The following is a 19,988-nucleotide window of genomic DNA, read 5'->3' as shown; positions in this document are numbered from 1 at the left end:
CCTGGCCCCAGGCGAGCATCATCGCACACCGATGCGGTTTTGGTGAGTCTGAGCGGTCAGACCAGGAAGCCCCTCAGCAGCGACGCCGTCCCGTCGAGGTGCTCGGCCATCGCCTGCCGCGCCGCCGCCGGGTCTCCGTCCAAAATGGAGGTGATGATCCGCTCGTGCTGGGCGTTGGAGTGCGCGAGGTTCTGCTTGAGCAGCGGGATGTGGTCCAGCAGCTCGTTCGCCCGCATCCGCGACTCGGCGACGGCGGCGGTGAGCGCGGCGGACCCGGTGGCCTCGGCGATCGCGAGGTGCAGCCGGGAGTCCTTGCGCCGGTACTGCGCCAGCGGGGAGGCCGACGCCTCCTCCAGTCGGGCGCGCAGGCCACGCCGTTCGGCGGGTCCGAGCGACCGGCCCGCCGCGGTCTCCGCCGCGCCGGTCTCCAGGACCTTGCGCAGCGTCAGCACGTCGTGGACGTCGCCGAAGTCCTTGCCGGAAACGGCCTTCTGGACCTCACCGGTGACGAACGTGCCGCCGTAGCGACCGCGCCGCGACTCCACGTAGTTGTTCTCCTGCAACGACCTGATGGCCTCACGCACGGTCACCCGGCTCACGCCGAGCCGGGTGGCCAGGTCCCGTTCGGACGGCAGCCGCTCCCCCGGCGCGACGACGCCAAGCCGGATGGACTGCATGAGCCGTTCGACGGTCTCCTCGAACGCGTTGCCCGCCCGCACGGGGCGGAACAACGCGTCCTGCGCGTGCTCGACCACGACTACAGCGGCGTCACGTACGCGCCGGCGATGCCGCCGTCCACGAGGAAGTTCGACGCCGTCATGAACGACGAGTCGTCGGAGGCGAGGAACGCGACCGCCGCGGCGATCTCCTCGGGTTCGGCGAACCGGCCCATCGGCACGTGCACGAGCCTGCGCGCGGCCCGCTCCGGGTCCTTGGCGAACAGCTCCCGCAGCAGCGGGGTGTTGACCGGCCCGGGAGACAGGGCGTTGACGCGGATGCCCTCCCGCGCGAACTGCACGCCGAGCTCGCGCGACATCGCGAGCACGCCGCCCTTCGAGGCGGTGTAGGAGATCTGCGACGTCGCCGCGCCCATCGTCGCGACGAACGACGCGGTGTTGATGATCGAGCCCTTGCCGTTGGCCTGCATGTGCGGGATGGCGTACTTGCAGCACAGGTAGACCGACGTCAGGTTGACCTTCTGCACGCGGTCCCACGCCTCGATGCCCGTCGTGAGGATCGAGTCGTCGTCGGGCGGCGAGATACCGGCGTTGTTGAACGCGATGTCCAGCTTGCCGTAGGTGTCCACAGTGGTCTGGAACAGCGCCTTGACCTGTTCCTCGTCGGTCACGTCGACCTGGACGAACAGCCCGCCCACTTCGTCCGCGGCGGCCTTGCCCGTCTCCGGGTCGAGGTCCGCGACGACGACCTTGGCGCCCTCGCTCGCGAGCCTGCGCACGGTCGCGAGTCCGATGCCGCTGCCGCCACCCGTCACGACGGCCACGCGGCCCTCGAGTCGCTGCACCATTTCAGTTCTCCTCAGATCGGCCCGGGATCGGGTCAGGTCGCCCAGGGGTCAAGTTGCGATGAAGACGTTCTTGACTTCGGTGAAGGCGTCGAGCGCGTCCGGCCCGAGCTCGCGGCCCAGCCCCGACTGCTTCACGCCGCCGAACGGCGTCCAGTAGCGGACGGACGAGTGCGAGTTCACCGACAGGTTCCCGGCCTCGACGGCACGGGAGACGCGGAGGGCGCGGCCGACGTCGTTCGTCCAGATCGACCCGGACAGGCCGTACTCGGAGTCGTTGGCGATGCGGACCGCGTCGGCCTCGTCGGTGAACGGCAGCACGACGACGACCGGTCCGAAGATCTCCTCGCGGACGGTCGCGTGGTCGGCGGGCGGCGTCAGCACCGTCGGCGGGAACCAGAAACCCGGTCCGTCCGGGGCCGAACCGCGGAAGGCCACGTGGGAGTCGTCTGGGACGTAAGACGCGACCTTGCCGAGGTGTGCGGCGGTGATCAGCGGCCCCATCTCGGTGGCCTCGTCCCCCGGCTCACCGACCTTGACGCCCTTCACCGCGGGTTCCAGCAGCTCCATGAACCGGTCGTAGACGCTCGCCTGCACGAGGATGCGCGACCGGGCGCAGCAGTCCTGCCCGGCGTTGTCGAACACCCCGTACGGCGCGGTGGCGGCGGCCTTCTCCAGGTCGGAGTCGGCGAAGACGATGTTGGCCGACTTGCCGCCCAGCTCCAGCGTCACCCGCTTCACCTGGTCCGCGCAGCCCGCCATGACCTGCTTGCCGACCTCGGTGGAGCCGGTGAAGACCACCTTGCGCACCAAGGGATGCGTGACGAACCGGTTGCCCACGACGCTGCCCTTGCCCGGCAGCACCTGGAACACGTTCTCCGGCAGGCCCGCCTCCAGCGCCAGCTCGCCGAGCCGGATCGCGGTCAGCGGCGTCACCTCGGCGGGCTTGAGCACGACGGTGTTGCCGGCGGCGAGCGCGGGCGCGAAACCCCAGCCGGCGATGGGCATCGGGAAGTTCCACGGCACGATCACGCCGACGACGCCGAGCGGTTCGTGGAACGTCACGTCGAGGCCGCCCGCGACCGGGATCTGCTTGCCGAACAGGCGTTCCGGCGCCGCCGAGTAGTACTGGAGCACGTCGCGGACGTTGCCCGCCTCCCACCGCGCGTTGCCGATGGTGTGGCCGGAGTTCTCGACCTCCAGCCGTGCCAGCTCCTCGTTGTGGGCGTCGACGACCTCCGCGAACCTGCGCAGCAGCCGCGCCCGGTCGCCGGGGGCCACGGTCCGCCAGCTCTCGAACGCCTTCTGCGCGCGGGCGATGGCCGCGTCCGTCTCCTCCAGGGAGGTGTGCGGCACGGACCGCAGCACCTTCTCGGTGGCCGGGTTGATGACGTCGAAGGTCACGCTTTTCTCCTCGCGAAGTCTCGGGCGGCGTCCACCAGTGCCTCGAACAGCCTCAGGTCCTCGACGTCCTGCTCGGGGTGCGACTGCACACCGACGACGAACCGCGCGCCGTCCAGCTCGACGGCCTCGACCGTGCCGTCCGCGGCGGTGGCGGTGACCCGCAGGCCCGCCGCGACCCGGTCCAGCGACTGGTGGTGGTGGCACTGCACGTTGGTGCGGTCGCCGAGGATCGTGTGCAGCAGGGTGTCCGGCTCGACCGCGATGTCGGTGTGCTCGAACACGCCGGGCGCCGGGTTGTGGCCCTCGATGTGCTGGTGCAGCGTGCCGCCGAGCGCGACGTTGAGCACCTGCATGCCCCGGCACACCCCGAACACCGGCAGGTCGAGCTTCAGCCCGGCCTCGACGAGCGCGAGCTCGGCCTCGTCGCGGTCACGGCGCGGCTCGCCGGTCCTCTCGTGCTTCTCCGCGCCGTAGGTGGCGGGATCGATGTCCGCGCCGCCCGCGATCACCAGCCCGTCGAGGAACGCGATGGTCTCCGCCGACCACGTGCCGACCGGCGGCAGCATGACCGGCGTGCCGCCCGCACGGACGACGCAGTCGAGGTAGCCGCGGTAGAGCACCGCGGCCTCCACGTCCCAGTGGCCGAAGCGCGTGCGCTCCAGGTACGTGCTGATCCCGATCAGCGGTTCAGAGGCGCTCAAAGCCGCGCACCTTCTCCCAGTCCGTGACCGCCGCCTCGAACGCCGTCAGCTCGACCTTCGCCGCGTTCAGGTAGTGGTCGACGACCTCCGCGCCGAACGCCGACCGCGCGATCTCGCTGGCGGCCAGCAGGTCCGCGGCCTCCCGCAGGGTCGTGGGCACGGTCGGGCGGTCCGACGCGTAGGCGTTGCCGACGAACTCGTCCTCCAGCTCCAGCTCCTGCTCGACGCCGTGCAGACCGGCCGCGATCAGCGCCGCCACCGCGAGGTACGGGTTCACGTCCCCACCGGGTACCCGGTTCTCGAACCGCAAAGACTGCCCGTGCCCGACGACCCGCAGCGCGCACGTGCGGTTGTCGCGGCCCCACGCCACGGCGGTCGGCGCGAACGAGCCCTCGACGAACCGCTTGTAGGAGTTGATGTTCGGCGCGAGGAAGTAGGTGAACTCGCGCAACGCGGCCAGCTGGCCCGCGAGGAAGTGCTTCATGAGCTTGCTCATGCCGCGGCCCTCGGCGAACACCGGCTCGCCGTCCTTGGAGCGCAGCGACAGGTGGATGTGGCAGGAGTTGCCCTCGCGCTCGTTGTACTTCGCCATGAACGTGAGCGACTTGCCCTGCAACGACGCGATCTCCTTGGCGCCGTTCTTGTAGATGGCGTGCTGGTCGCACGTGCGCAGCGCCGTCGTGTAGCGGAACGCGATCTCGTGCTGGCCGGGGTTGCACTCGCCCTTGGCCGACTCGACGACCATGCCCGCGCCGGTCATGCCGTTGCGGATGGCCCGCAGCAGCGGCTCGACGCGCGCGGTGCCGAGCAGCGAGTAGTCGACGTTGTACTGGTTGGACGGCGTGAGGTTGCGATAGCCCGCGTTCCACGCCTGCTCGTAGGTGTCCTCGAAGACGATGAACTCCAGCTCGGTGCCCACGTACGCGTCGAGGCCCAGCTCGGAGAGCCGGTCGAGCTGCTTGCGCAGGACCTGCCGGGGCGAGGCGACGACCGGCTCACCGTTCTCCCACACGACGTCGCACATCACCAGCGCCGTGCCCTCCTGCCACGGGACGCGGCGCAGCGTCTCGACGTCCGGCTTCATCACGAAGTCGCCGTACCCGCGCTCCCAGCTCGACATCGCGAACCCGCTGACCGGGTTCATCTCGACGTCGACCGCCATGAGGTAGTTGCAGCCCTCGGCGGAGTGACCGAGCACCTCGTCGAGGAAGTACCGGGCGGCGCAGCGCTTGCCCTGCAGGCGGCCCTGCATGTCCACGATCGCGACCAGGACGGTGTCGATCTCCCCGGTGTCCACGGCCTCGCGCAACTCCTCGACGGTCAGCATCCCGCGTTCCTCCAAAGGTATGTCTGCGAGCCATTGGCGGCCTCATCTTGACACCGCCCGTCGGTGAGCGCCACCCTCAACCACCGCTCAAAGGACTATTAGGAGTCCATATGGCCAAGCACGTCGAGTACGAGAAGGTGAGCAGCGACTACCTCGAGCACCGACAGCTGAAGAAGGGCGCGGCGGGCTGGGTCCTGCTGGCCGGGCTGGGAGTCTCGTACGTGATCTCCGGCGACTTCGCCGGCTGGAACTTCGGTCTCGCCCAAGGCGGCTGGGGTGGCTTGCTGATCGCCACGATCCTCATGGCGACGATGTACACGTGCATGGTGTTCGGTCTCGCCGAACTGGCCTCCGCACTGCCCGTGGCAGGCGCGGGCTACGGCTTCGCGAGGCGCGCGCTCGGCCCGTTGGGCGGGTACGCGACAGGTATCGCCATCCTCATCGAGTACGCCATCGCGCCCGCCGCGATCTCGGTGTTCATCGGCGACTACGTGAAGGCCCTCGGACTGCTCGACGCGACCTGGCCGGTGTACCTGGCCTGCTACGTCCTCTTCATCGGCATCCACCTCTACGGCGTCGGCGAGGCGCTGCGGGTGATGTTCGTCATCACCGGCATCGCGGTGGTCGCCCTGGTCGCGTTCGTGGCCGGCATGGTCCCCAAGTTCTCCACCGACAAGCTCTTCGACATCGGCGACGGCTCGTTCCTGCCGATGGGCGTCACCGGGGCGTGGGGCGCGCTGGTGTTCGGCATCTGGTTCTTCCTGGCCGTCGAAGGTGTGCCGCTGGCCGCGGAGGAGGCCCGCGACCCGAAGCGCGACATGCCGCGCGGCATCATCGGCGCGATGATCGTCCTGCTGGTCTTCGCCGCCACGATCCTGCTGGTCGCACCGGGCGGCGCGGGCGCCAACGCGCTGAAGGAGTCCGGCAACCCGCTGCCCGAGGCCGTGCGCGCGGCCTACGGCGGCGACAACTTCCTGGCGCAGCTCGTGAACTACGTCGGCCTGGCGGGCCTGATCGCGTCGTTCTTCTCGATCATCTACGCCTACTCGCGGCAGCTCTTCGCGCTGTCGCGGGCCGGCTACCTGCCCCGGTGGATGTCGAAGACCGGCAAGCGCAAGACCCCGTACCTCGCGCTGATCGTGCCCGGCACCATCGGGTTCGTCCTCGCGACCACCATGAAGACGGTCGACCCGGTCAACGGCGGCGCGCGGCTCATCAACATCGCGGTGTTCGGCGCGGCCCTGTCGTACGTGCTGATGATGATCTCGCACATCGTCCTGCGGAAGACCGCACCCGACCTGCCCCGTCCCTACCGGACCCCCGGTGGCGTGGTGACCACGAGCATCGCCCTGGTGCTCGCCGTCGCCGCCGTCATCGCGACGTTCTTCGTGGACGAGGTGGCGGCGGCCGTCACCGCCGGGATCGTCGTGGTCGCGGTCGCCTACTACTGGTTCTACAGCCGCCACCACCTGGTCGCGAACGCCCCGGAGGAGGAGTTCGCCGCCATCGCGAAGGCGGAGGCCGAGCTGGAGTGAGGGCGTTGGTACTCGGCGGCACGGGCCTCATCAGCCGTGCCGCCGCCCTGGCCCTCGGCTACCGCCCGGTAGGCGACTACGCCTCCACCGTGCGCGAAGCGCTCCGAAACCAGCTGTAGAGCCGGTCGTGGCAGTATCGGGCACGTGAGCGACATTCAACGTGTGGGAGTCGTCGGTTCCGGCCTCATGGGCTCCGGGATCGCCGAGGTGAGCGCGCGGGCGGGCCTCGACGTCATCGTCGTCGAGGTCAACGCGGGCGCGGCCGAAGCGGCACAGGGGCGGATCGCCTCCTCGCTGGCGCGAGGCGTCAAGTCGGGCAAGCTGAGCGAGGACGACCGCGAGGCCGCCCTGGGACGCATCCGCTTCACCACCGACATCGGCGACTTCGCCGACCGCCAGTTCGTGGTCGAGGCCGTCGCCGAGAACGAGCAGGTCAAGACCGAGGTCTTCGCCGCCCTCGACAAGGTCGTGCGGGACGAGGACGCCATCTTCGCGTCCAACACCTCGTCCATCCCGATCATGAAGCTCGGCATGGCGACCAACCGCCCCGAGCACGTCATCGGCGTGCACTTCTTCAACCCGGTGCCGGTCCTCAAGCTCGTGGAGATCGTGCCGTCCCTGCTGACCGGCGCCGCCACCCAGGACCGCGCGGAGCAGTTCGCGCGCGAGACCCTCCACAAGGAGGTCATCCGCTCGCAGGACCGCGCGGGCTTCGTCGTCAACGCGCTGCTGATCCCCTACCTGCTCTCCTCGATCCGCATGCTGGAGTCGGGCTTCGCCTCCGCCGACGACATCGACAACGGCATGGTGCTGGGCTGCGCGCACCCGATGGGCCCGCTGCGCCTCACCGACCTGATCGGCCTCGACACCACGAAGGCCATCGCCGAGTCGATGTACGAGGAGTTCAAGGAGCCGCTGTACTCCCCGCCGCCGCTGCTGCTGCGCATGGTGGACGCGGGTCTGCTGGGCAAGAAGTCCGGCCGCGGCTTCCACAACTACGCCGCCAAGTAACCAGTCCCGATGTCACGCGGGAGCCCCGCGTTTCCTTCAGAGAAACGCGGGGCTCCCGCGTGACAACGCCAGCCCGTTTCCGAACGGTACGCGGGGGCCTCTCGTACTACGTGACAGTACGAAAGCGCCCCGCGTGCGGTTCGGAGTCGGGGCTAGACGGCTGCCAGCCGGTTCATCGAGTGCTGGATCAGCCCCACCAGCACCGCCTTCGACGACTCCCGGTTCCGCGCGTCGCACAGCATCACCGGGATCTGCTCGTCCAGGTCCAGCGCGTGGCGCACCTCGTCCACCGTGTACGACTGCGCGCCGTCGAAGCAGTTCACGGCCACGATGAACGGGATGTCCCGGTGCTCGAAGAAGTCGATGGACGGGAACGACGAGTCGAGCCGCCGCGTGTCCACGAGGACGACGGCGCCGATCGCCCCGGTCGCGAGCTCGTCCCACATGAACCAGAAGCGGTTCTGGCCCGGCGTGCCGAACAGGTACAGCACCACCTTGGTGTTGATGGTGATGCGCCCGAAGTCCAGGGCGACCGTGGTCATGTCCTTGCCCTCGATGCCGACGAGGTCGTCGACGTGCACACCCGCCTCGGTGAGCAGCTCCTCCGTCCTCAACGGCGCGATCTCCGACACCGACGCGACCATCGTGGTCTTGCCGGTGCCGAAACCGCCCGCGATGACGATCTTGACCGCCGTCGGCACGGTCAGCTGGTCAGATCCCACGAACACCATCCAGTACGGCCTGAAGGAGATCCCTGTCGGGAATCTGGTGAGAGGAGCTCTGCACGATCACGTCCCCGCGCTCGATGAGGTCCGACAGCAGGACCTTCACCACGACGAGCGGCACGTCGAGGTAGGCGGCTACCTCGGCGACCGAGAGCGGGCGTGCGCACAGGGACATGATCTCGCGATGTTCGACCGAGAGCGTCGTCTGGTCGGACGCAAACGACGCCGCTCGGACCTGCGTCACGAGGTGAAGGTCGGGTGCGTTCGGCCTAGTGCGGCCGCGCACCATGGCGTAGGGGCGCACCAGCGGCCCCGCCGCCTCGTCGTACCACCAGTCCTCGCGGGAGGACATCAGCGTGACTCTCGTGCCGCGGGCACCGTCGCCGTTTCTGCGCGAGGAGCCGAGGACAGGTACGAGCCCACCCGCTTGACCAGCATGTTCATCTCGTAGGCGATCATGCCCATGTCGGCGTCCTCCTCCCCGAGCAGGGCGAGGCACGCGCCGTGGCCCGCCGCGGTCACGAACAGGTAGGCGTGCTCCATCTCGACGATGGTCTGCCGGACCGCGCCGCCGCCGAAGTGCCTGCCCGTGCCGCGGGCGAGCGACTGGAACGCCGACGCCATCGCGGACAGGTGCTCCGAGTCGTCGCGGGACAGCCCGGCCGACCGGCCGAGCAGGAGTCCGTCCGCCGACAGCACGACCGCGTGACGGGCGCCGACCACGCGCTGGATGAGGTCCTCCAGCAACCAGTTCAGTTCACCGTGCTGGCTGGTGTTGTCCTTCATGACGAGGGGGCTCCTTCTGATCTCCAGTCGTCGGTCAGCCGGGCGTCGCGGGTGCCGCGCTGGAACGCGGCGAGCCCGTCTCTGATCCGCTCGGCCGGCCTGTCACTGCTCACCGGCTCGGCACAGGGCGTTCCCTCCGAGGGTTGCACGAGCTGCGGCGCGAGGTTCTGCCGCTTCTTCCTGCGGGGAAGGGGTGCCTTCCCGCCCGGCGGAGGGGACGCGGGTCTTGGTTCGTCCGCCGATGCGTCCGCTTCGGACACGTCCGCGGGAGCCGGCGAGCTCAGTCCGGCGTGCAGCGCCGCCAGTGCTTCCGGCGTCACCGGCGCCGGGCGGGCCGCGGGCGTCTCGACGTGCCCGTGCCGTTCGGCGTGGAACGTGACCGGCGGCATCTGGGTGGTCTCGGTGATGTCGCCGGCCGAGGTGTGCGGGGCGATGATGTTCGGCGGCAGCACGCACAACGCCACGGTGCCACCGTAGGGCGAGTCGCGCAGCTCGACCTTGATCCCCCGCCGCGCCGCGAGCCTGGCGACGACGAAGAGGCCCAGCCGGGACTCGCCGCGGAAGGCCATCGTCTCGAAGTCGGGCGGGTTGGAGAGCTTCGCGTTGGCCTGCAGGCGTTCCTCCTGCGTGAGGCCGAGGCCGTGGTCCTCGATCTCGATCACGATGCCGTGCGGCACGGCGTCGGCCGAGTGGATCACCACCTCCGAGCGCGGCGAGGAGAACGCCGTCGCGTTGTCGACGAGCTCGGCGAGCAGGTGGATGGTGTCGGCCACGGCGACGCCGACCAGCGCGCGGTCCGGCGCCGGGTTCACCTTGACCCGCACGTACTGCTCGGTCTCGGCGACGGCGGAGCGGATCACGTCGCTCAGCCGCACCGGCTTGCGCCACTGCCTGCCCGGCTGCTCCCCGGCGAGGATGATCAGGTTCTCGGCGTTGCGGCGGGCACGGGTCGCCAGGTGGTCGAGCTGGAAGAACGCCTCCAGCTGCTCGGGGTTCTCCTCCTGGCGCTCCAGCCGGTCGAGGATCTTGATCTGCCGGTGGACGAGGCCCTGGTTGCGGTGCGCGATGTCGAGGAAGACCCGGTTCACGCCCTGCCGCGCCCGCGACTCCTTCACCGCCGCCGCGACCGCCGTGTACTGGGCGGTGTTGAACGCGTCCGCGACCTGGCCGATCTCGTCGTTGCCGTAGTCGAGCGGCGGCATGTCGCGGTGCACCTCGACCTGCTCGCCGCCGCGCAGCCGCGCCACGATCTGCGGCAGCCGTTCCTGCGCGAGCCGCAGCGTGTCCTCCCGCAACGACGCGAGCCGCGTCAGCAACGCCTTGCTGACCAGGCGGTTCGACGTGCGCAGCGCCAGCACGATGCCGACGACGGCCGCGAGCAACGCGACCAGGCTGCCGATCAGCACGGCGGTGACCAGGCTGGTGGCCTTGTCGAGGCCGAGGGCGGCGGCGTCCTGCGCCTGCCGCACCGCGATCCCGACCAGCTCCTCGTGCACCGGGGCGGTCGTCGCGCGCCACTGCTGCTCGGTGACCTCGCGGTCGCCGTTGATGATCCGGCCTTCGAGCTCGGTCAGCGTCCGGTAGCCGGCGCCGGTGCTCAGCGCGTCGTACCGCTCGCGGGCCTGCTCCAGCGCGAACGGGACCGTCGTGTCGAGGCTGGCGTGGTACGCGCCGGACAGCCGGGCGAACTCGACCCGCTCCGCCGGGGTGAACGTGCCGTTGAGCAGCCCGCGCGAGCCGACCGTGGCGGCGCGGGACATCCAGTCGGCGGCCTGGAAGATCGTGACGGCGTGGACGTTGGACTGGCTCGCCTCGGCGTCGGGCACGAGCCGCGCCTGCCGGGAGAGCACCGCGACGCCCGCGTCCAGGAGGCTGTTGTAGTAGCTGTAGACGGCCTGCGGGTCGGCGGCGCGGGACTCGACCTGGGCGCGCCGGTCCGGCAGCTGGCCGAGCAGCGCGGTGAGGGCGTCGATCCGCTCGACGACGTCCTGCGGCGAACCGCCGGAAAGCCCGGCGAAGGCGTCCCGCATCCTCCCCACGGCCTTGTCGGTCTCCTGCTGCTGCCGCTTCAGCTCCGCGGCGTCCCGGTCCGGCTCGCTCAGCAGCACGAGGCTCAGCTCGCGTTCCTTCTGCAACCCGGCGAACGCCCCGACGGCGGGGATCGTCACGTCCTTCACGTTCGACGCGACCGACCGCATGTAGAAACCGTCGAAAAGGGTGTAGGAGGAGAAGACGGCCCACATCACGAGGAGCACCACGCTGGGCACGACCACGACACCGGCCAGCCGCGACCGAATGGTCCGGTAGTTGGTCGGGGTGTAGCCGCTCTTCTCGCTCACAGCGCTCTCACGGTCTCCTGTGTGCCCACGGCTAGCGCTGCGGGTAACCCAGAGTCACTCCTTCGGTGCAATTACGGTCGCAGGCTACCCAGTGGAGTGAGTGGAGCAACAGCCGGTACAGGGGTTCTCGTAACTCAAGAACCCCCGTCCGGACTAGTTCCCGCGTTCCTTCTAGGGACGGTCGACAGCGACGACGGTGTAAGTCGTCTCCGGCGTCGGCGTGGTGTTGAAGCGGGCATTCGGCAGGTAGAGGCGCTTGCCGAACGCGGCCACCGTCGTGGGAACGTCGAACCGCGCGTCCGTTCGTTCCGCCGCGAGAGTCGCGCCGTCACGGCTCAAGGTGTAGCGCGCGACTTTGTTCAGCCTGTTTTGCACCACGTACAACTGACGTCCCTCACGCAACAGTCCGTCGCCATTCGTGAGTGTTTGGCCGTTCAGATTGATGTCGCGGGTTTCTCCGGTCCGCGGATCGATGCGGAACAACTGGCCGGTGTTGCTCTGCACGGCGATCAGGTCGCCGTGCAGCCCCGTCTCGATGCCGTTGAGGTTGACCGCGCCCGGCGTGATGACGAGGTCACCGGTCAGCACGAGCGTCCGGTGCGGCTTGAGGCTCAGCGGGACCTCGTAGAGCACCGCCTTGCGCGAGTCGGTGAACCACGCCGACCTCTCGGTCAGCACCACGTCGTTGACGAACGTGTCCTCGGTCGCGAACTGGTACCTGGCCAGCAACGCGCCGGTGCGGGTGTCGTAGACGCGGGCGTCGCCGCCCGTGCCGCCCGCGACCCACAGCCGCTTGCGCGCGTCTGTCTTCATGCCGAGCGAGGGCGTGCCGGGTCCCTTCGCGAGCACCTTGCCGGTGCCGGTGCGCAGGTCGGCCGCGTAGATGGAGCCGTCGGCCCGAGACCCGAAGTACGCCGTGGTGCCGCCGATCGCGATCCCCTCCGGCTGCCAGCCGGAGGGCAGGGAGAACTCCGCGGGGAAGTGCCGGGAACCGTCCGCGGTGGCCGGTGCGGCTGTCGCGAGCGAGACGCCCAGGACAGCCGCCAGCAGGACACCGAATCTGCGGTACATGCCGCCTCCTAGTCGGATTGGGTGCGCCCCCGATCCTTCTCCTGAGCGGCTCCGGTTCCCGGCTTTTCTCAGCAAGCCGACATCTCCACAGCTCAGCGGCGACGATCCTCAGGCGGCCATCGCGTGGTCGCACGTGAGCGCGGCGCCGGTGTTGGAGGTGGCGGTCTTGACCTGCCGCCCGTTGACGATGATCTTGCAGGTCAGCTCGCCGTGCACCCCTTCGAGCCTGACCACGACCCTGCCCTCGTTCGTGCCCAGCCGTTCGAACGGCATGTCCGGGTTGCGCAGGGTCCGTTCCTGCTCGCCGGGGAACAGGTAGGTGAGCTGGTCGGTCGTACCCGTGCCCTCGACCGTGACGCGGATGCTGGGCGCTGTCGCGCAGCCGGTGCTTGCGACCAGCAACAGGCCCACGAGTAAGGCGACTCTCATGGGCGCAAATCTAGGAAACGCCGGCCTGTGCGCGCATCAGCCTGGAGTCCAGGTGAGTATCAGCCATCAGAAGGACAACCCGAGCTCCTTGAGACGCTCCTCGACCCGCATCCGCTCGAACTCCCGGTCCATCCCCTCCGGCACCACCCGCAGCCGGTGCTCCACGCCGAGCGCCGCGCACGCCTGCGAGAGCAGCGCGTCGTACGCCTGACGTGCGCCGATCTTCTTCGCCGCCGAGGCGCCCTGCCCGAACCCGGCCCGCGCGCACCGCACCCGGCGGAGGTCGGCCGCGATTCGTTCTATCGGCCGATGTTCGGGAACGGGCGGCGGGGGCCGGAGCCCCAGCAGCGCCTTCACCAGTCCGAAGGGCACGTCTCGACCCTAACCCGCTTGCAGCGCCAGGAAGAGGTCCACGCGCGCCTCGAACTCGGTGAGGTCCATGCCGAGCAGCTCCTCCACACGGCCGACCCGGTAGCGCAACGTGTTCACGTGCACGTGCAGCTTGGCGGCCGCGGCGGTCCACGAGCCGGAGCAGTCGAGGAACACCTTCAGCGTCCCAGCGAGGTCGGAGCCGTGCTCGGCGTCGTAGTCCAGCACGGGTCCGAGGAGCCTGCGCCGCAACGAACCGCGCAGCTCCTCGGGCACACCCGCGAGCAGCAGCTGGTGCAGTGCGATCTCCTCTCCCGCGACGACGCACGTGCGGCCGGTGCGGCGTCCGGCCAGCCGGCGGGCGTGGGTGGCTTCCTCCGCCGCGCCGCGCAGGCCGCGTGACTCGACGGGTGAGCTGATGCCGACGAGCACGCGGGACGAGCCGAGACCCGGTTCGAGGACGCGCATCGCCTCACGGACATCGTCGGGGGACGAGTCGTCGGCTTTCGCGACCGCGCAGACGGTGTCGCCGACCGGGGTGACCAGCGCCTGCGGCAGCGTCTCCTCCAGCACGGCCGCCGCGAGGTCGGCGCGCTGGTCGGACGTCACGGCGCTGAGCACGCGCAGGCGGGCGCTCTCCAGTCCGGCGGCGGCCAGCCGGGACTCCAGGTCGGCCGAGCCGCTCAGCACGGCGGCGACCAGCGGTGCGGCCGTGCGGTTCTCGATCTGCCTGCCCTGGGCCGCGCGCAGGCGTTCGAGGCCGACGAGGGAGGCCAGCTCGGCGGCGGCCTCCTCGCTCACCCGGCCGCCGACGACGAGGATCCAGCTGGTCAGGCGGGAGCCGCCGCGTTCGGAGACGGGCACGAGCGTGAGGCCCCTGACGGCCTTCGGCAGCCGGTCGGCCTGCAGGAACTCCTTCACCAGCACGTCCCGGTCGCCCAGCTCGCCGCCCGCGACGACGCGGCCGGTGGTGGCGAGCACCCAGCACCGCGCGTTCAGCTCGTGGCCGCCCGCGCGCAGCAGCGCCGGCAGGCCGGAGCCCTCCGCGACGACGTTGAGGAGCCTGCGGTGCCGGGACAGGCCGGCCAGCTCCATCGAGACGCGTTCGGTGATGGTCGCGAACGACAGGTCGACGGGCACCTCCAGCAGCGGCACCCGGTGGCGGGCGCAGGCGTCGACCAGGTCGCCGGGCAGCGAGCGGCTCTCCGGCTCGGACGCGGCGAGGCCCGCGACGCGGGCGGAGGCGAGGGAGCGGACGAACGTCTCGGAGTCGCGCGGGCCGTGGTGCCAGAGCAGGCCGGACAGCACCAGCTCCCCGCCGGACAGGTACCGGCTGGGGTCGGGCAGCTCCGTGCCGTACACGCGGGTGACGGTGCGGTCGAGCTGGTCCTCACCGGTGTGCAGGCTCAGCCGCAGTTCCGGCATGTGCAGCAGGGTCCGCAGCAGCAACATGACAGGTCACTTTCGTCCATCCGTAGCCAGAACGGGTGACGTTTGTAGGAAAGCACAAATCGGGGGCGTGCAGGAGCCCGGTGGTTCATGTAATCCGGCCGTAGCTGGAGGACACATGAGCCTTGTGTACTGGCTCACAACGAGACGGGAGGGCGAGTGACGATCTCCACGCACGTGCTGGACGCGGCCCGCGGCAGGCCGTTCGCGGGCATCGCCGTGTCGCTGCGGCGGCGCGACGGGACCGAGGTGGCGAGCGCCGTGACGAACGCGGACGGGCGCATCACCGGCTGGGGTGAGGGTCTGGAGGCGGGCGTGTACCGGCTGGTGTTCGACACGGCGGAGGCCGCGCCGTTCTTCCCGGAGGTCGTGCTCACGTTCGACTACTCCGACCCGGCGCAGCACTACCACGTGCCGCTGCTGCTGTCGCCGTTCGCCTACTCCACCTACCGAGGTAGCTGACGATGGACTTCCTTCGACCGGAGACGCTCGCCGAGGCGTTGGCGCTGAAGGCCGAGAGGCCGGACGCCGTGCCGATCGCCGGTGGCACGGACGTCATGGTGGAGCTGAACTTCGACCACCGCAGGCCGCCCGCGCTGCTGGACCTGACCAGGGTTCCGGAGCTGCAACGCTGGGACGAGGGGCTGCGGATCGGCGCGGGTGTGCCGTACGCGCGGATCATCGCAGAGCTGGGCGACCGGCTGCCGGGGCTCGCGATGGCGTCGCGCACGGTCGGGTCGCCGCAGATCCGCAACCGGGGCACGGTCGGCGGCAACCTGGGTGCGGCGTCCCCCGCGGGCGACACGCACCCGGTGCTGCTCGCGTCGGACGCGGTGGTCGAGGTGGCCTCGGCGCGCGGGAGCAGGATGATCCCGGCCACCGAGTTCTACCTGGGTGTGAAGCGGAACGCGCTGGAGCAGGACGAGCTGATCGTCGCCGTCCACCTGAAGCCGGCGGCGGGGCCACAGCAGTTCTCGAAGGTCGGCACCCGCAACGCGATGGTGATCGCGGTGTGCTCGTTCGCGATCTCGCTGTTCCCGGCGGAGAAGCGGGTGGGCGCGGCCGTCGGGTCCGCGGCACCGACGCCGCGGCGGGCGCGGGAGGCCGAGGAGTTCCTGGCCTCGGAGCTGGACTTCTCGTCGCCGAAACCGTTGCTGGACTCGGTGAAGCGCGAGTTCGGCGAGCTGGTCTCGCGGGCGGCGTCGCCGATCGACGACGTGCGCGGGTCGGCGGCGTACCGCAAGCACGCCTTGGCAGTGATGGCACGCAGGACGCTGGGCTGGGCCTGGCAGGAACTCATCGACGGGGAGCGGGCATGCGCGTGAACCTGACGGTCAACGGCGAGCAGCGCCAGGCCGACGACGTGTGGGAGGGCGAGTCGCTGCTGTACGTGCTGCGCGAGCGGCTCGGGCTGCCCGGTTCGAAGAACGCCTGCGAGCAGGGCGAGTGCGGGTCGTGCACGGTGTACCTGGACGACGTGCCGGTGTGCGCGTGCCTGGTCGCGGCGGGCCAGGCGCAGGACCGCGAGGTCCGCACGGTCGAGGGGCTCGCCGAGGGCGACCGGCTCGACCCGGTGCAGGAGGCGTTCGTCGAGGCGGGCGCGGTGCAGTGCGGGTTCTGCACGCCCGGTCTGGTCGTCGCGGCGCACGACCTGCTGGAGCGGGTGCCGCAGCCGTCCGACCCGGAGATCCGCGAGGCGCTCGCCGGGAACCTGTGCCGCTGCACGGGGTACGAGAAGATCCTGGACGCCGTGCGGCTGGCGGCGGCGCGCCGATGATCGTCCTCGACCGCTGCGCGGTGTCCACAGTGGATTCCTCCGGGACCGAGCACGCTTCCGGTCACGTCGTCGTCGACGGCAGCCGGATCGTCTCGGTCGGTTCCGGCCCGGCGCCGAAGCCGGATGCGGAGCACACCTACGTCGACGCGTCGTCGTGCCTGGTGACGCCCGGCCTGATCAACACCCACCACCACCTCTACCAGTGGGCGACGCGCGGTCTCGCGACCGACGCCACCCTGTTCGAGTGGCTGACCGCGCTGTACCCGGTGTGGCGCGGCCTCGACGACGAGGTGACGCACGCGGCGGCGTCCGCGGGGCTCGCCAAGCTGGCGCTGACCGGCTGCACCCTGGCCGCCGACCACCACTACGTCTTCCCGTCCGGCGGCGGTGACGTGTTCGACGCGCTCGTGTCGGCGGGGCGGCGGGTCGGCATCCGGCTGGAGGCGATCCGCGGGTCGATGGACAGGGGCGAGTCGCAGGGCGGGCTGCCGCCGGACAACCTGGTCGAGGAGACCGAGGCCGCGCTCATCGCGACCGAGCAGGCCATCCGGGACCACCACTCGACCGCCGACGACGCGCTGGTGCGCGTGGCGGTCGGGCCCTGTTCGCCGTTCTCGGTGTCGAAGGAACTGATGACCGGTGCCGCCGAACTGGCCCGGCGCAACGGTGTCCGCCTGCACACCCACCTCGCCGAGACCCTCGACGAGGAGGAGCAGTGCCAGGCCGAGAACGGCTGCACGCCGACCGAGTACGCCGAGCAGCTCGGCTGGCTGGGCCCGGACGTGTGGCTCGCGCACACCGTGCACCTCAACGGGGACGCGGTGAAGCGGCTCGGCGCCACCTCGACCGGGTCCGCGCACTGCCCGACGTCCAACGGGCGGCTGGGCACCGGGATCGCACCCGTGCGCGACCTGCTGGACGCGGGCGCGCCGGTCGGCCTCGGCGTCGACGGGTCGGCGTCCAACGAGGACGGTGGACTCGTCGTGGAGCTGCGCTCGGCGCTGTACCAGGCACGGCAGCGCGGCGGCCCGGCCGCGATGACCGCCCGCGAGGCGTTGTGGATGGGCACGATGGGCGGCGCGCGGGTGCTGGGCCGGGCCGACTCGCTGGGGTCGATCGAGCCGGGCAAGGTCGCCGACCTGGCCGTGTGGGACCTGTCCGGGCTCGACCACGCGGGCATCGCGGACCCGGTCGCGGCGCTGGTGCTCGGCACTCCCCCGCCGCTGAAACTGCTGATCGTGGGCGGCGAGGTCGTGGTGCGGGACGGGGTCCTGCTCACCGCCCCGACCGACGACCTGGCGCGCGAGCTCTCCGCCGCCAGCCGCAAGCTCCAGGAGGCCGCGCGATGACCCTCACCCCCGCCGAACTGACCTCCGCGGTCTCGGGCGGCATCGGCACGTCGCCGCAGCGCCCGGACGGCAACCTGAAGGTGCGCGGCGAGTTCGCCTACGCCTCCGACCTGTGGCACGAGGACATGATCTGGGGCGCCACGCTGCGCTCGCCGCACCCGTACGCCCGCATCACGTCCGTCGACATCACCGAGGCGCTGAAGGTTCCCGGTGTGTACGCGGTGCTGACGCACCTGGACGTACCCGGCCGCAACCTGTACGGGCTGGAGCACAAGGACCAGCCGGTGCTGGCCGTGGACGTCGTGCGCTACCAGGGTGAGCCGATCGCGCTCGTCGGCGCCGACCACCCGGAGACCGCGCGGCGGGCGATGAAGAAGATCGTCGTGACGTACGACGTGCTGGAACCCGTGGTGGACATGGAGACCGCGGTCGACGACACGCCGTTGCACCCCGGCGGCAACCTGGTGCGGCACGTGCCGATCCGGCGCGGCTCCCGGGACGTGACGGCCGATGTCGTGGTCACCGGCCGGTACGAGGTCGGCATGCAGGACCAGGCGTTCCTCGGCCCGGAGTCCGGGCTCGCCGTCCCGGCCGGGGACGGCTCGGTCGACCTCTACATCGCCACGCAGTGGCTGCACGTCGACCGCTCGCAGGTCGCCGCGGCGCTGGGCCTGCCGGAGGAGAAGGTGCGGCTGACGCTGTCCGGCGTCGGTGGCGCGTTCGGCGGCCGTGAGGACCTGTCGATGCAGGTGCACGCGTGCCTGCTCGCGCTGCACACCGGCAAGCCGGTGAAGATGGTCTACAACCGCGAGGAGTCGTTCTACGGGCACGTGCACCGGCACCCGGCCGTGCTGTACTACGAGCACGGCGCCGACCACACCGGCAAGCTGGTGTACGTCCGCACGAAGATGTACCTCGACGGCGGCGCGTACGCGTCCTCCACCCCCGCCGTCGTGGCGAACGCGGCGACGCTGGGTGTCGGGCCGTACGAGGTCGACAACGTCACGGTCGACGCGTACGGCGTCTACACGAACAACCCGCCGTGCGGCGCGATGCGCGGATTCGGTGCTGTGCAGGCAGGTTTCGCGTACGAGTCCCAAATGGACAAACTCGCCGAGGCGCTGGGGATGTCCCCCGTCGACGTGCGTGTGCGCAACGCGATGACCGAGGGATCGGTCATGCCGACCGGCCAGGTCGTCGACTCGGCCGCACCCGTCGCGCAGCTGCTGAAGCTGGTGCAGGACAAGCCGTTGCCCGCGGGGACGTCCACGGACATCCGCGAGCTGCCTGGCGGCGTCTCGAACACCACGCACGGCGAGGGCGTCGTCCGCGGTGTCGGTTATGCCGTCGGCATCAAGAACATCTGCTTCTCCGAGGGCTACGACGACTACTCGACCGCCCGTGTGCGGGTGTCGATGGTCAACGGCGAGCTGGCCGCCGCCGTGCACACCGCCGCGTGCGAGGTCGGCCAGGGCTTGGTGACGATCATGCAGCAGATCGTGCGCACCGAGCTGGGCATCGAACGTGTCACCGTGCTGCCGATGGACACCACGATCGGCAACGGCGGCTCCACCTCGGCGTCCCGCCAGACGTACGTGACCGGCGGCGCGGTGAAGGCGGCCTGCGCGCTGGTGCGCGAGAAGCTGGCCGGCCGCACGGACATCGGCGACGAGGTGATCGACGAGACCACCGAGTGGCGCCACCGCGCGACCGAGGCCATCGACCCCGAGACGGGACAGGGCAACGCGCACGTCCAGTACGGCTTCGCCGCGCATCGCGCCGTGGTCGACGTGGACGTGGAGCTGGGTCTCGTCCGCGTCGTCGCCCTGGACTGCGCACAGGACGTGGGCCGCGCGCTGAACCCGCAGGCCGTGGTCGGTCAGATCCAGGGCGGCTCCGCCCAGGGCCTCGGCCTCGCCGTCATGGAGGAGATCCAGACCTCCGGCGGCAAGGTGCGCAACCCGTCCTTCACCGACTACCTCATCCCGACCGTGCTCGACATGCCGCCGATGAGCATCGACGTGCTCGAGCTCGCCGACCCGCACGCCCCGTACGGCATCCGCGGCGTCGGCGAACCGCCCACCATCTCGTCGACCCCGGCGATCGTGGCGGCGATCCGCGCGGCGACCGGCCTGGCGCTCACCCGCGTCCCGGTCCGCCCGGAACACCTCACCGGTACCTGATCTCCTGGAGT

General features: G+C 70.5%; 21 protein-coding genes. 8 read left to right on the top strand and 13 right to left on the bottom strand.

Features of this window, described 5'->3' with window-relative positions; genetic code table 11:
• Positions 1-56: 56 nt before the first annotated feature.
• The 5 genes from BLT23_RS33435 to BLT23_RS33415 are packed head-to-tail and all read right to left on the bottom strand — an operon-like array spanning position 57 to position 4,954.
• Positions 57-755 (bottom strand): FadR/GntR family transcriptional regulator, encoded by a 699-nt coding sequence (locus BLT23_RS33435; RefSeq protein WP_245744468.1) that lies wholly within the window; start codon positions 753-755, stop codon positions 57-59.
• 2 nt (positions 756-757) lie between these two features.
• Positions 758-1,525 (bottom strand): 3-oxoacyl-ACP reductase, encoded by a 768-nt coding sequence (locus BLT23_RS33430; protein ID WP_090057227.1) that lies wholly within the window; start codon positions 1,523-1,525, stop codon positions 758-760.
• 48 nt (positions 1,526-1,573) lie between these two features.
• Complete coding sequence (locus BLT23_RS33425) at positions 1,574-2,926, bottom strand: aldehyde dehydrogenase family protein (protein WP_090057224.1); 1,353 nt, start codon at positions 2,924-2,926, stop codon at positions 1,574-1,576.
• On the bottom strand, positions 2,923-3,627 hold the full coding sequence (locus BLT23_RS33420; protein WP_218133962.1) for a gamma-glutamyl-gamma-aminobutyrate hydrolase family protein: 705 nt from the start codon (positions 3,625-3,627) through the stop codon (positions 2,923-2,925). Before BLT23_RS33420 ends, BLT23_RS33425 begins: the two co-directional genes overlap by 4 nt.
• Positions 3,614-4,954 carry a glutamine synthetase family protein gene (locus BLT23_RS33415; protein ID WP_090057220.1) on the bottom strand — a complete coding sequence of 447 codons (1,341 nt, stop codon included), beginning with the start codon at positions 4,952-4,954 and terminating at the stop codon, positions 3,614-3,616. The genes BLT23_RS33420 and BLT23_RS33415 overlap by 14 nt, the downstream gene beginning before the upstream one ends.
• Before the next feature lie 110 nt (positions 4,955-5,064).
• Between BLT23_RS33415 and eat the strand changes: the two genes are divergently transcribed.
• The 3 genes from eat to BLT23_RS33405 are packed head-to-tail and all read left to right on the top strand — an operon-like array spanning position 5,065 to position 7,500.
• A complete protein-coding gene (eat, locus tag BLT23_RS33410) occupies positions 5,065-6,489 on the top strand; it encodes an ethanolamine permease (RefSeq protein WP_090057216.1) in 1,425 nt (474 codons plus the stop codon).
• Positions 6,486-6,608, top strand: coding sequence for a hypothetical protein (locus BLT23_RS42130; protein WP_281248928.1), 123 nt, complete (start codon positions 6,486-6,488; stop codon positions 6,606-6,608). Before eat ends, BLT23_RS42130 begins: the two co-directional genes overlap by 4 nt.
• 25 nt (positions 6,609-6,633) lie before the next feature.
• Positions 6,634-7,500 (top strand): 3-hydroxybutyryl-CoA dehydrogenase, encoded by an 867-nt coding sequence (locus BLT23_RS33405; protein WP_090057212.1) that lies wholly within the window; start codon positions 6,634-6,636, stop codon positions 7,498-7,500.
• Between the two features lie 152 nt (positions 7,501-7,652).
• On the opposite strand, the gene BLT23_RS33400 is transcribed toward BLT23_RS33405, so the two are convergent.
• From BLT23_RS33400 to BLT23_RS33365, 8 genes are all read right to left on the bottom strand, one after another.
• Positions 7,653-8,231: a GTP-binding protein gene (locus tag BLT23_RS33400; RefSeq protein ID WP_090057208.1), complete on the bottom strand. Its 579-nt coding sequence runs from the start codon at positions 8,229-8,231 to the stop codon at positions 7,653-7,655.
• Positions 8,212-8,577: a DUF742 domain-containing protein gene (locus BLT23_RS33395; protein WP_090057204.1), complete on the bottom strand. Its 366-nt coding sequence runs from the start codon at positions 8,575-8,577 to the stop codon at positions 8,212-8,214. Before BLT23_RS33395 ends, BLT23_RS33400 begins: the two co-directional genes overlap by 20 nt.
• On the bottom strand, positions 8,577-9,011 hold the full coding sequence (locus BLT23_RS33390) for a roadblock/LC7 domain-containing protein (protein ID WP_090057201.1): 435 nt from the start codon (positions 9,009-9,011) through the stop codon (positions 8,577-8,579). The genes BLT23_RS33395 and BLT23_RS33390 overlap by 1 nt, the downstream gene beginning before the upstream one ends.
• Positions 9,008-11,350, bottom strand: a complete 2,343-nt coding sequence (locus BLT23_RS33385) for a sensor histidine kinase (RefSeq protein ID WP_245744466.1) — start codon at positions 11,348-11,350, stop codon at positions 9,008-9,010. Before BLT23_RS33385 ends, BLT23_RS33390 begins: the two co-directional genes overlap by 4 nt.
• 171 nt (positions 11,351-11,521) lie before the next feature.
• Positions 11,522-12,421, bottom strand: a complete 900-nt coding sequence (locus BLT23_RS33380; protein ID WP_090057197.1) for a superoxide dismutase — start codon at positions 12,419-12,421, stop codon at positions 11,522-11,524.
• A 108-nt stretch (positions 12,422-12,529) separates the two neighbouring features.
• Positions 12,530-12,850 carry a hypothetical protein gene (locus BLT23_RS33375; RefSeq protein ID WP_143036125.1) on the bottom strand — a complete coding sequence of 107 codons (321 nt, stop codon included), beginning with the start codon at positions 12,848-12,850 and terminating at the stop codon, positions 12,530-12,532.
• Between the two features lie 66 nt (positions 12,851-12,916).
• Entirely contained in the window at positions 12,917-13,222 is a 306-nt protein-coding gene (locus BLT23_RS33370; RefSeq protein ID WP_143036124.1) for a hypothetical protein, read from the bottom strand.
• A 9-nt stretch (positions 13,223-13,231) separates the two neighbouring features.
• Entirely contained in the window at positions 13,232-14,671 is a 1,440-nt protein-coding gene (locus tag BLT23_RS33365) for a PucR family transcriptional regulator (protein ID WP_090057186.1), read from the bottom strand.
• Between the two features lie 156 nt (positions 14,672-14,827).
• Here BLT23_RS33365 and uraH point away from each other — a divergent pair, with 156 nt between their 5' ends.
• From uraH to BLT23_RS33340, 5 genes are read left to right on the top strand one after another with little or no spacing between them, the layout of a single operon-like run.
• Positions 14,828-15,130 (top strand): hydroxyisourate hydrolase, encoded by a 303-nt coding sequence (uraH, locus tag BLT23_RS33360; RefSeq protein ID WP_090057181.1) that lies wholly within the window; start codon positions 14,828-14,830, stop codon positions 15,128-15,130.
• A gap of 2 nt (positions 15,131-15,132) precedes the next feature.
• Positions 15,133-15,993, top strand: coding sequence for an FAD binding domain-containing protein (locus tag BLT23_RS33355; protein WP_090057177.1), 861 nt, complete (start codon positions 15,133-15,135; stop codon positions 15,991-15,993).
• The gene (locus BLT23_RS33350; RefSeq protein ID WP_090057174.1) at positions 15,984-16,445 is read left to right on the top strand and encodes a (2Fe-2S)-binding protein; all 462 of its coding nucleotides are present in this window, start codon (positions 15,984-15,986) and stop codon (positions 16,443-16,445) included. The genes BLT23_RS33355 and BLT23_RS33350 overlap by 10 nt, the downstream gene beginning before the upstream one ends.
• Positions 16,442-17,794, top strand: a complete 1,353-nt coding sequence (locus BLT23_RS33345; protein WP_090057171.1) for an 8-oxoguanine deaminase — start codon at positions 16,442-16,444, stop codon at positions 17,792-17,794. The genes BLT23_RS33350 and BLT23_RS33345 overlap by 4 nt, the downstream gene beginning before the upstream one ends.
• Entirely contained in the window at positions 17,791-19,977 is a 2,187-nt protein-coding gene (locus BLT23_RS33340) for a molybdopterin cofactor-binding domain-containing protein (protein ID WP_090057167.1), read from the top strand. Before BLT23_RS33345 ends, BLT23_RS33340 begins: the two co-directional genes overlap by 4 nt.
• Positions 19,978-19,988 lie beyond the last annotated feature (11 nt).

The sequence above is a fragment of the Lentzea fradiae genome (assembly GCF_900100955.1).
GTDB lineage: Bacteria > Actinomycetota > Actinomycetes > Mycobacteriales > Pseudonocardiaceae > Lentzea > Lentzea fradiae.
This window is presented reverse-complemented; position numbering and strand designations above follow the sequence as displayed.

Bases quoted from the DNA above. Each gene is read 5' to 3' on its own strand.
- BLT23_RS33380 (WP_090057197.1), bottom strand. From the start codon at position 12,421: ATGTACCGCAGATTCGGTGTCCTGCTGGCGGCTGTCCTGGGCGTCTCG.
- BLT23_RS33415 (WP_090057220.1), bottom strand. From the start codon at position 4,954: ATGCTGACCGTCGAGGAGTTGCGCGAGGCCGTGGACACCGGGGAGATC.
- BLT23_RS33340 (WP_090057167.1), top strand. From the start codon at position 17,791: ATGACCCTCACCCCCGCCGAACTGACCTCCGCGGTCTCGGGCGGCATC.
- BLT23_RS33375 (WP_143036125.1), bottom strand. From the start codon at position 12,850: ATGAGAGTCGCCTTACTCGTGGGCCTGTTGCTGGTCGCAAGCACCGGC.
- BLT23_RS33345 (WP_090057171.1), top strand. From the start codon at position 16,442: ATGATCGTCCTCGACCGCTGCGCGGTGTCCACAGTGGATTCCTCCGGG.
- BLT23_RS33400 (WP_090057208.1), bottom strand. From the start codon at position 8,231: ATGGTGTTCGTGGGATCTGACCAGCTGACCGTGCCGACGGCGGTCAAG.
- BLT23_RS33355 (WP_090057177.1), top strand. From the start codon at position 15,133: ATGGACTTCCTTCGACCGGAGACGCTCGCCGAGGCGTTGGCGCTGAAG.
- BLT23_RS33430 (WP_090057227.1), bottom strand. From the start codon at position 1,525: ATGGTGCAGCGACTCGAGGGCCGCGTGGCCGTCGTGACGGGTGGCGGC.
- BLT23_RS33390 (WP_090057201.1), bottom strand. From the start codon at position 9,011: ATGAAGGACAACACCAGCCAGCACGGTGAACTGAACTGGTTGCTGGAG.
- BLT23_RS33365 (WP_090057186.1), bottom strand. From the start codon at position 14,671: ATGTTGCTGCTGCGGACCCTGCTGCACATGCCGGAACTGCGGCTGAGC.
- BLT23_RS33395 (WP_090057204.1), bottom strand. From the start codon at position 8,577: ATGTCCTCCCGCGAGGACTGGTGGTACGACGAGGCGGCGGGGCCGCTG.
- BLT23_RS33350 (WP_090057174.1), top strand. From the start codon at position 15,984: ATGCGCGTGAACCTGACGGTCAACGGCGAGCAGCGCCAGGCCGACGAC.
- eat (WP_090057216.1), top strand. From the start codon at position 5,065: ATGGCCAAGCACGTCGAGTACGAGAAGGTGAGCAGCGACTACCTCGAG.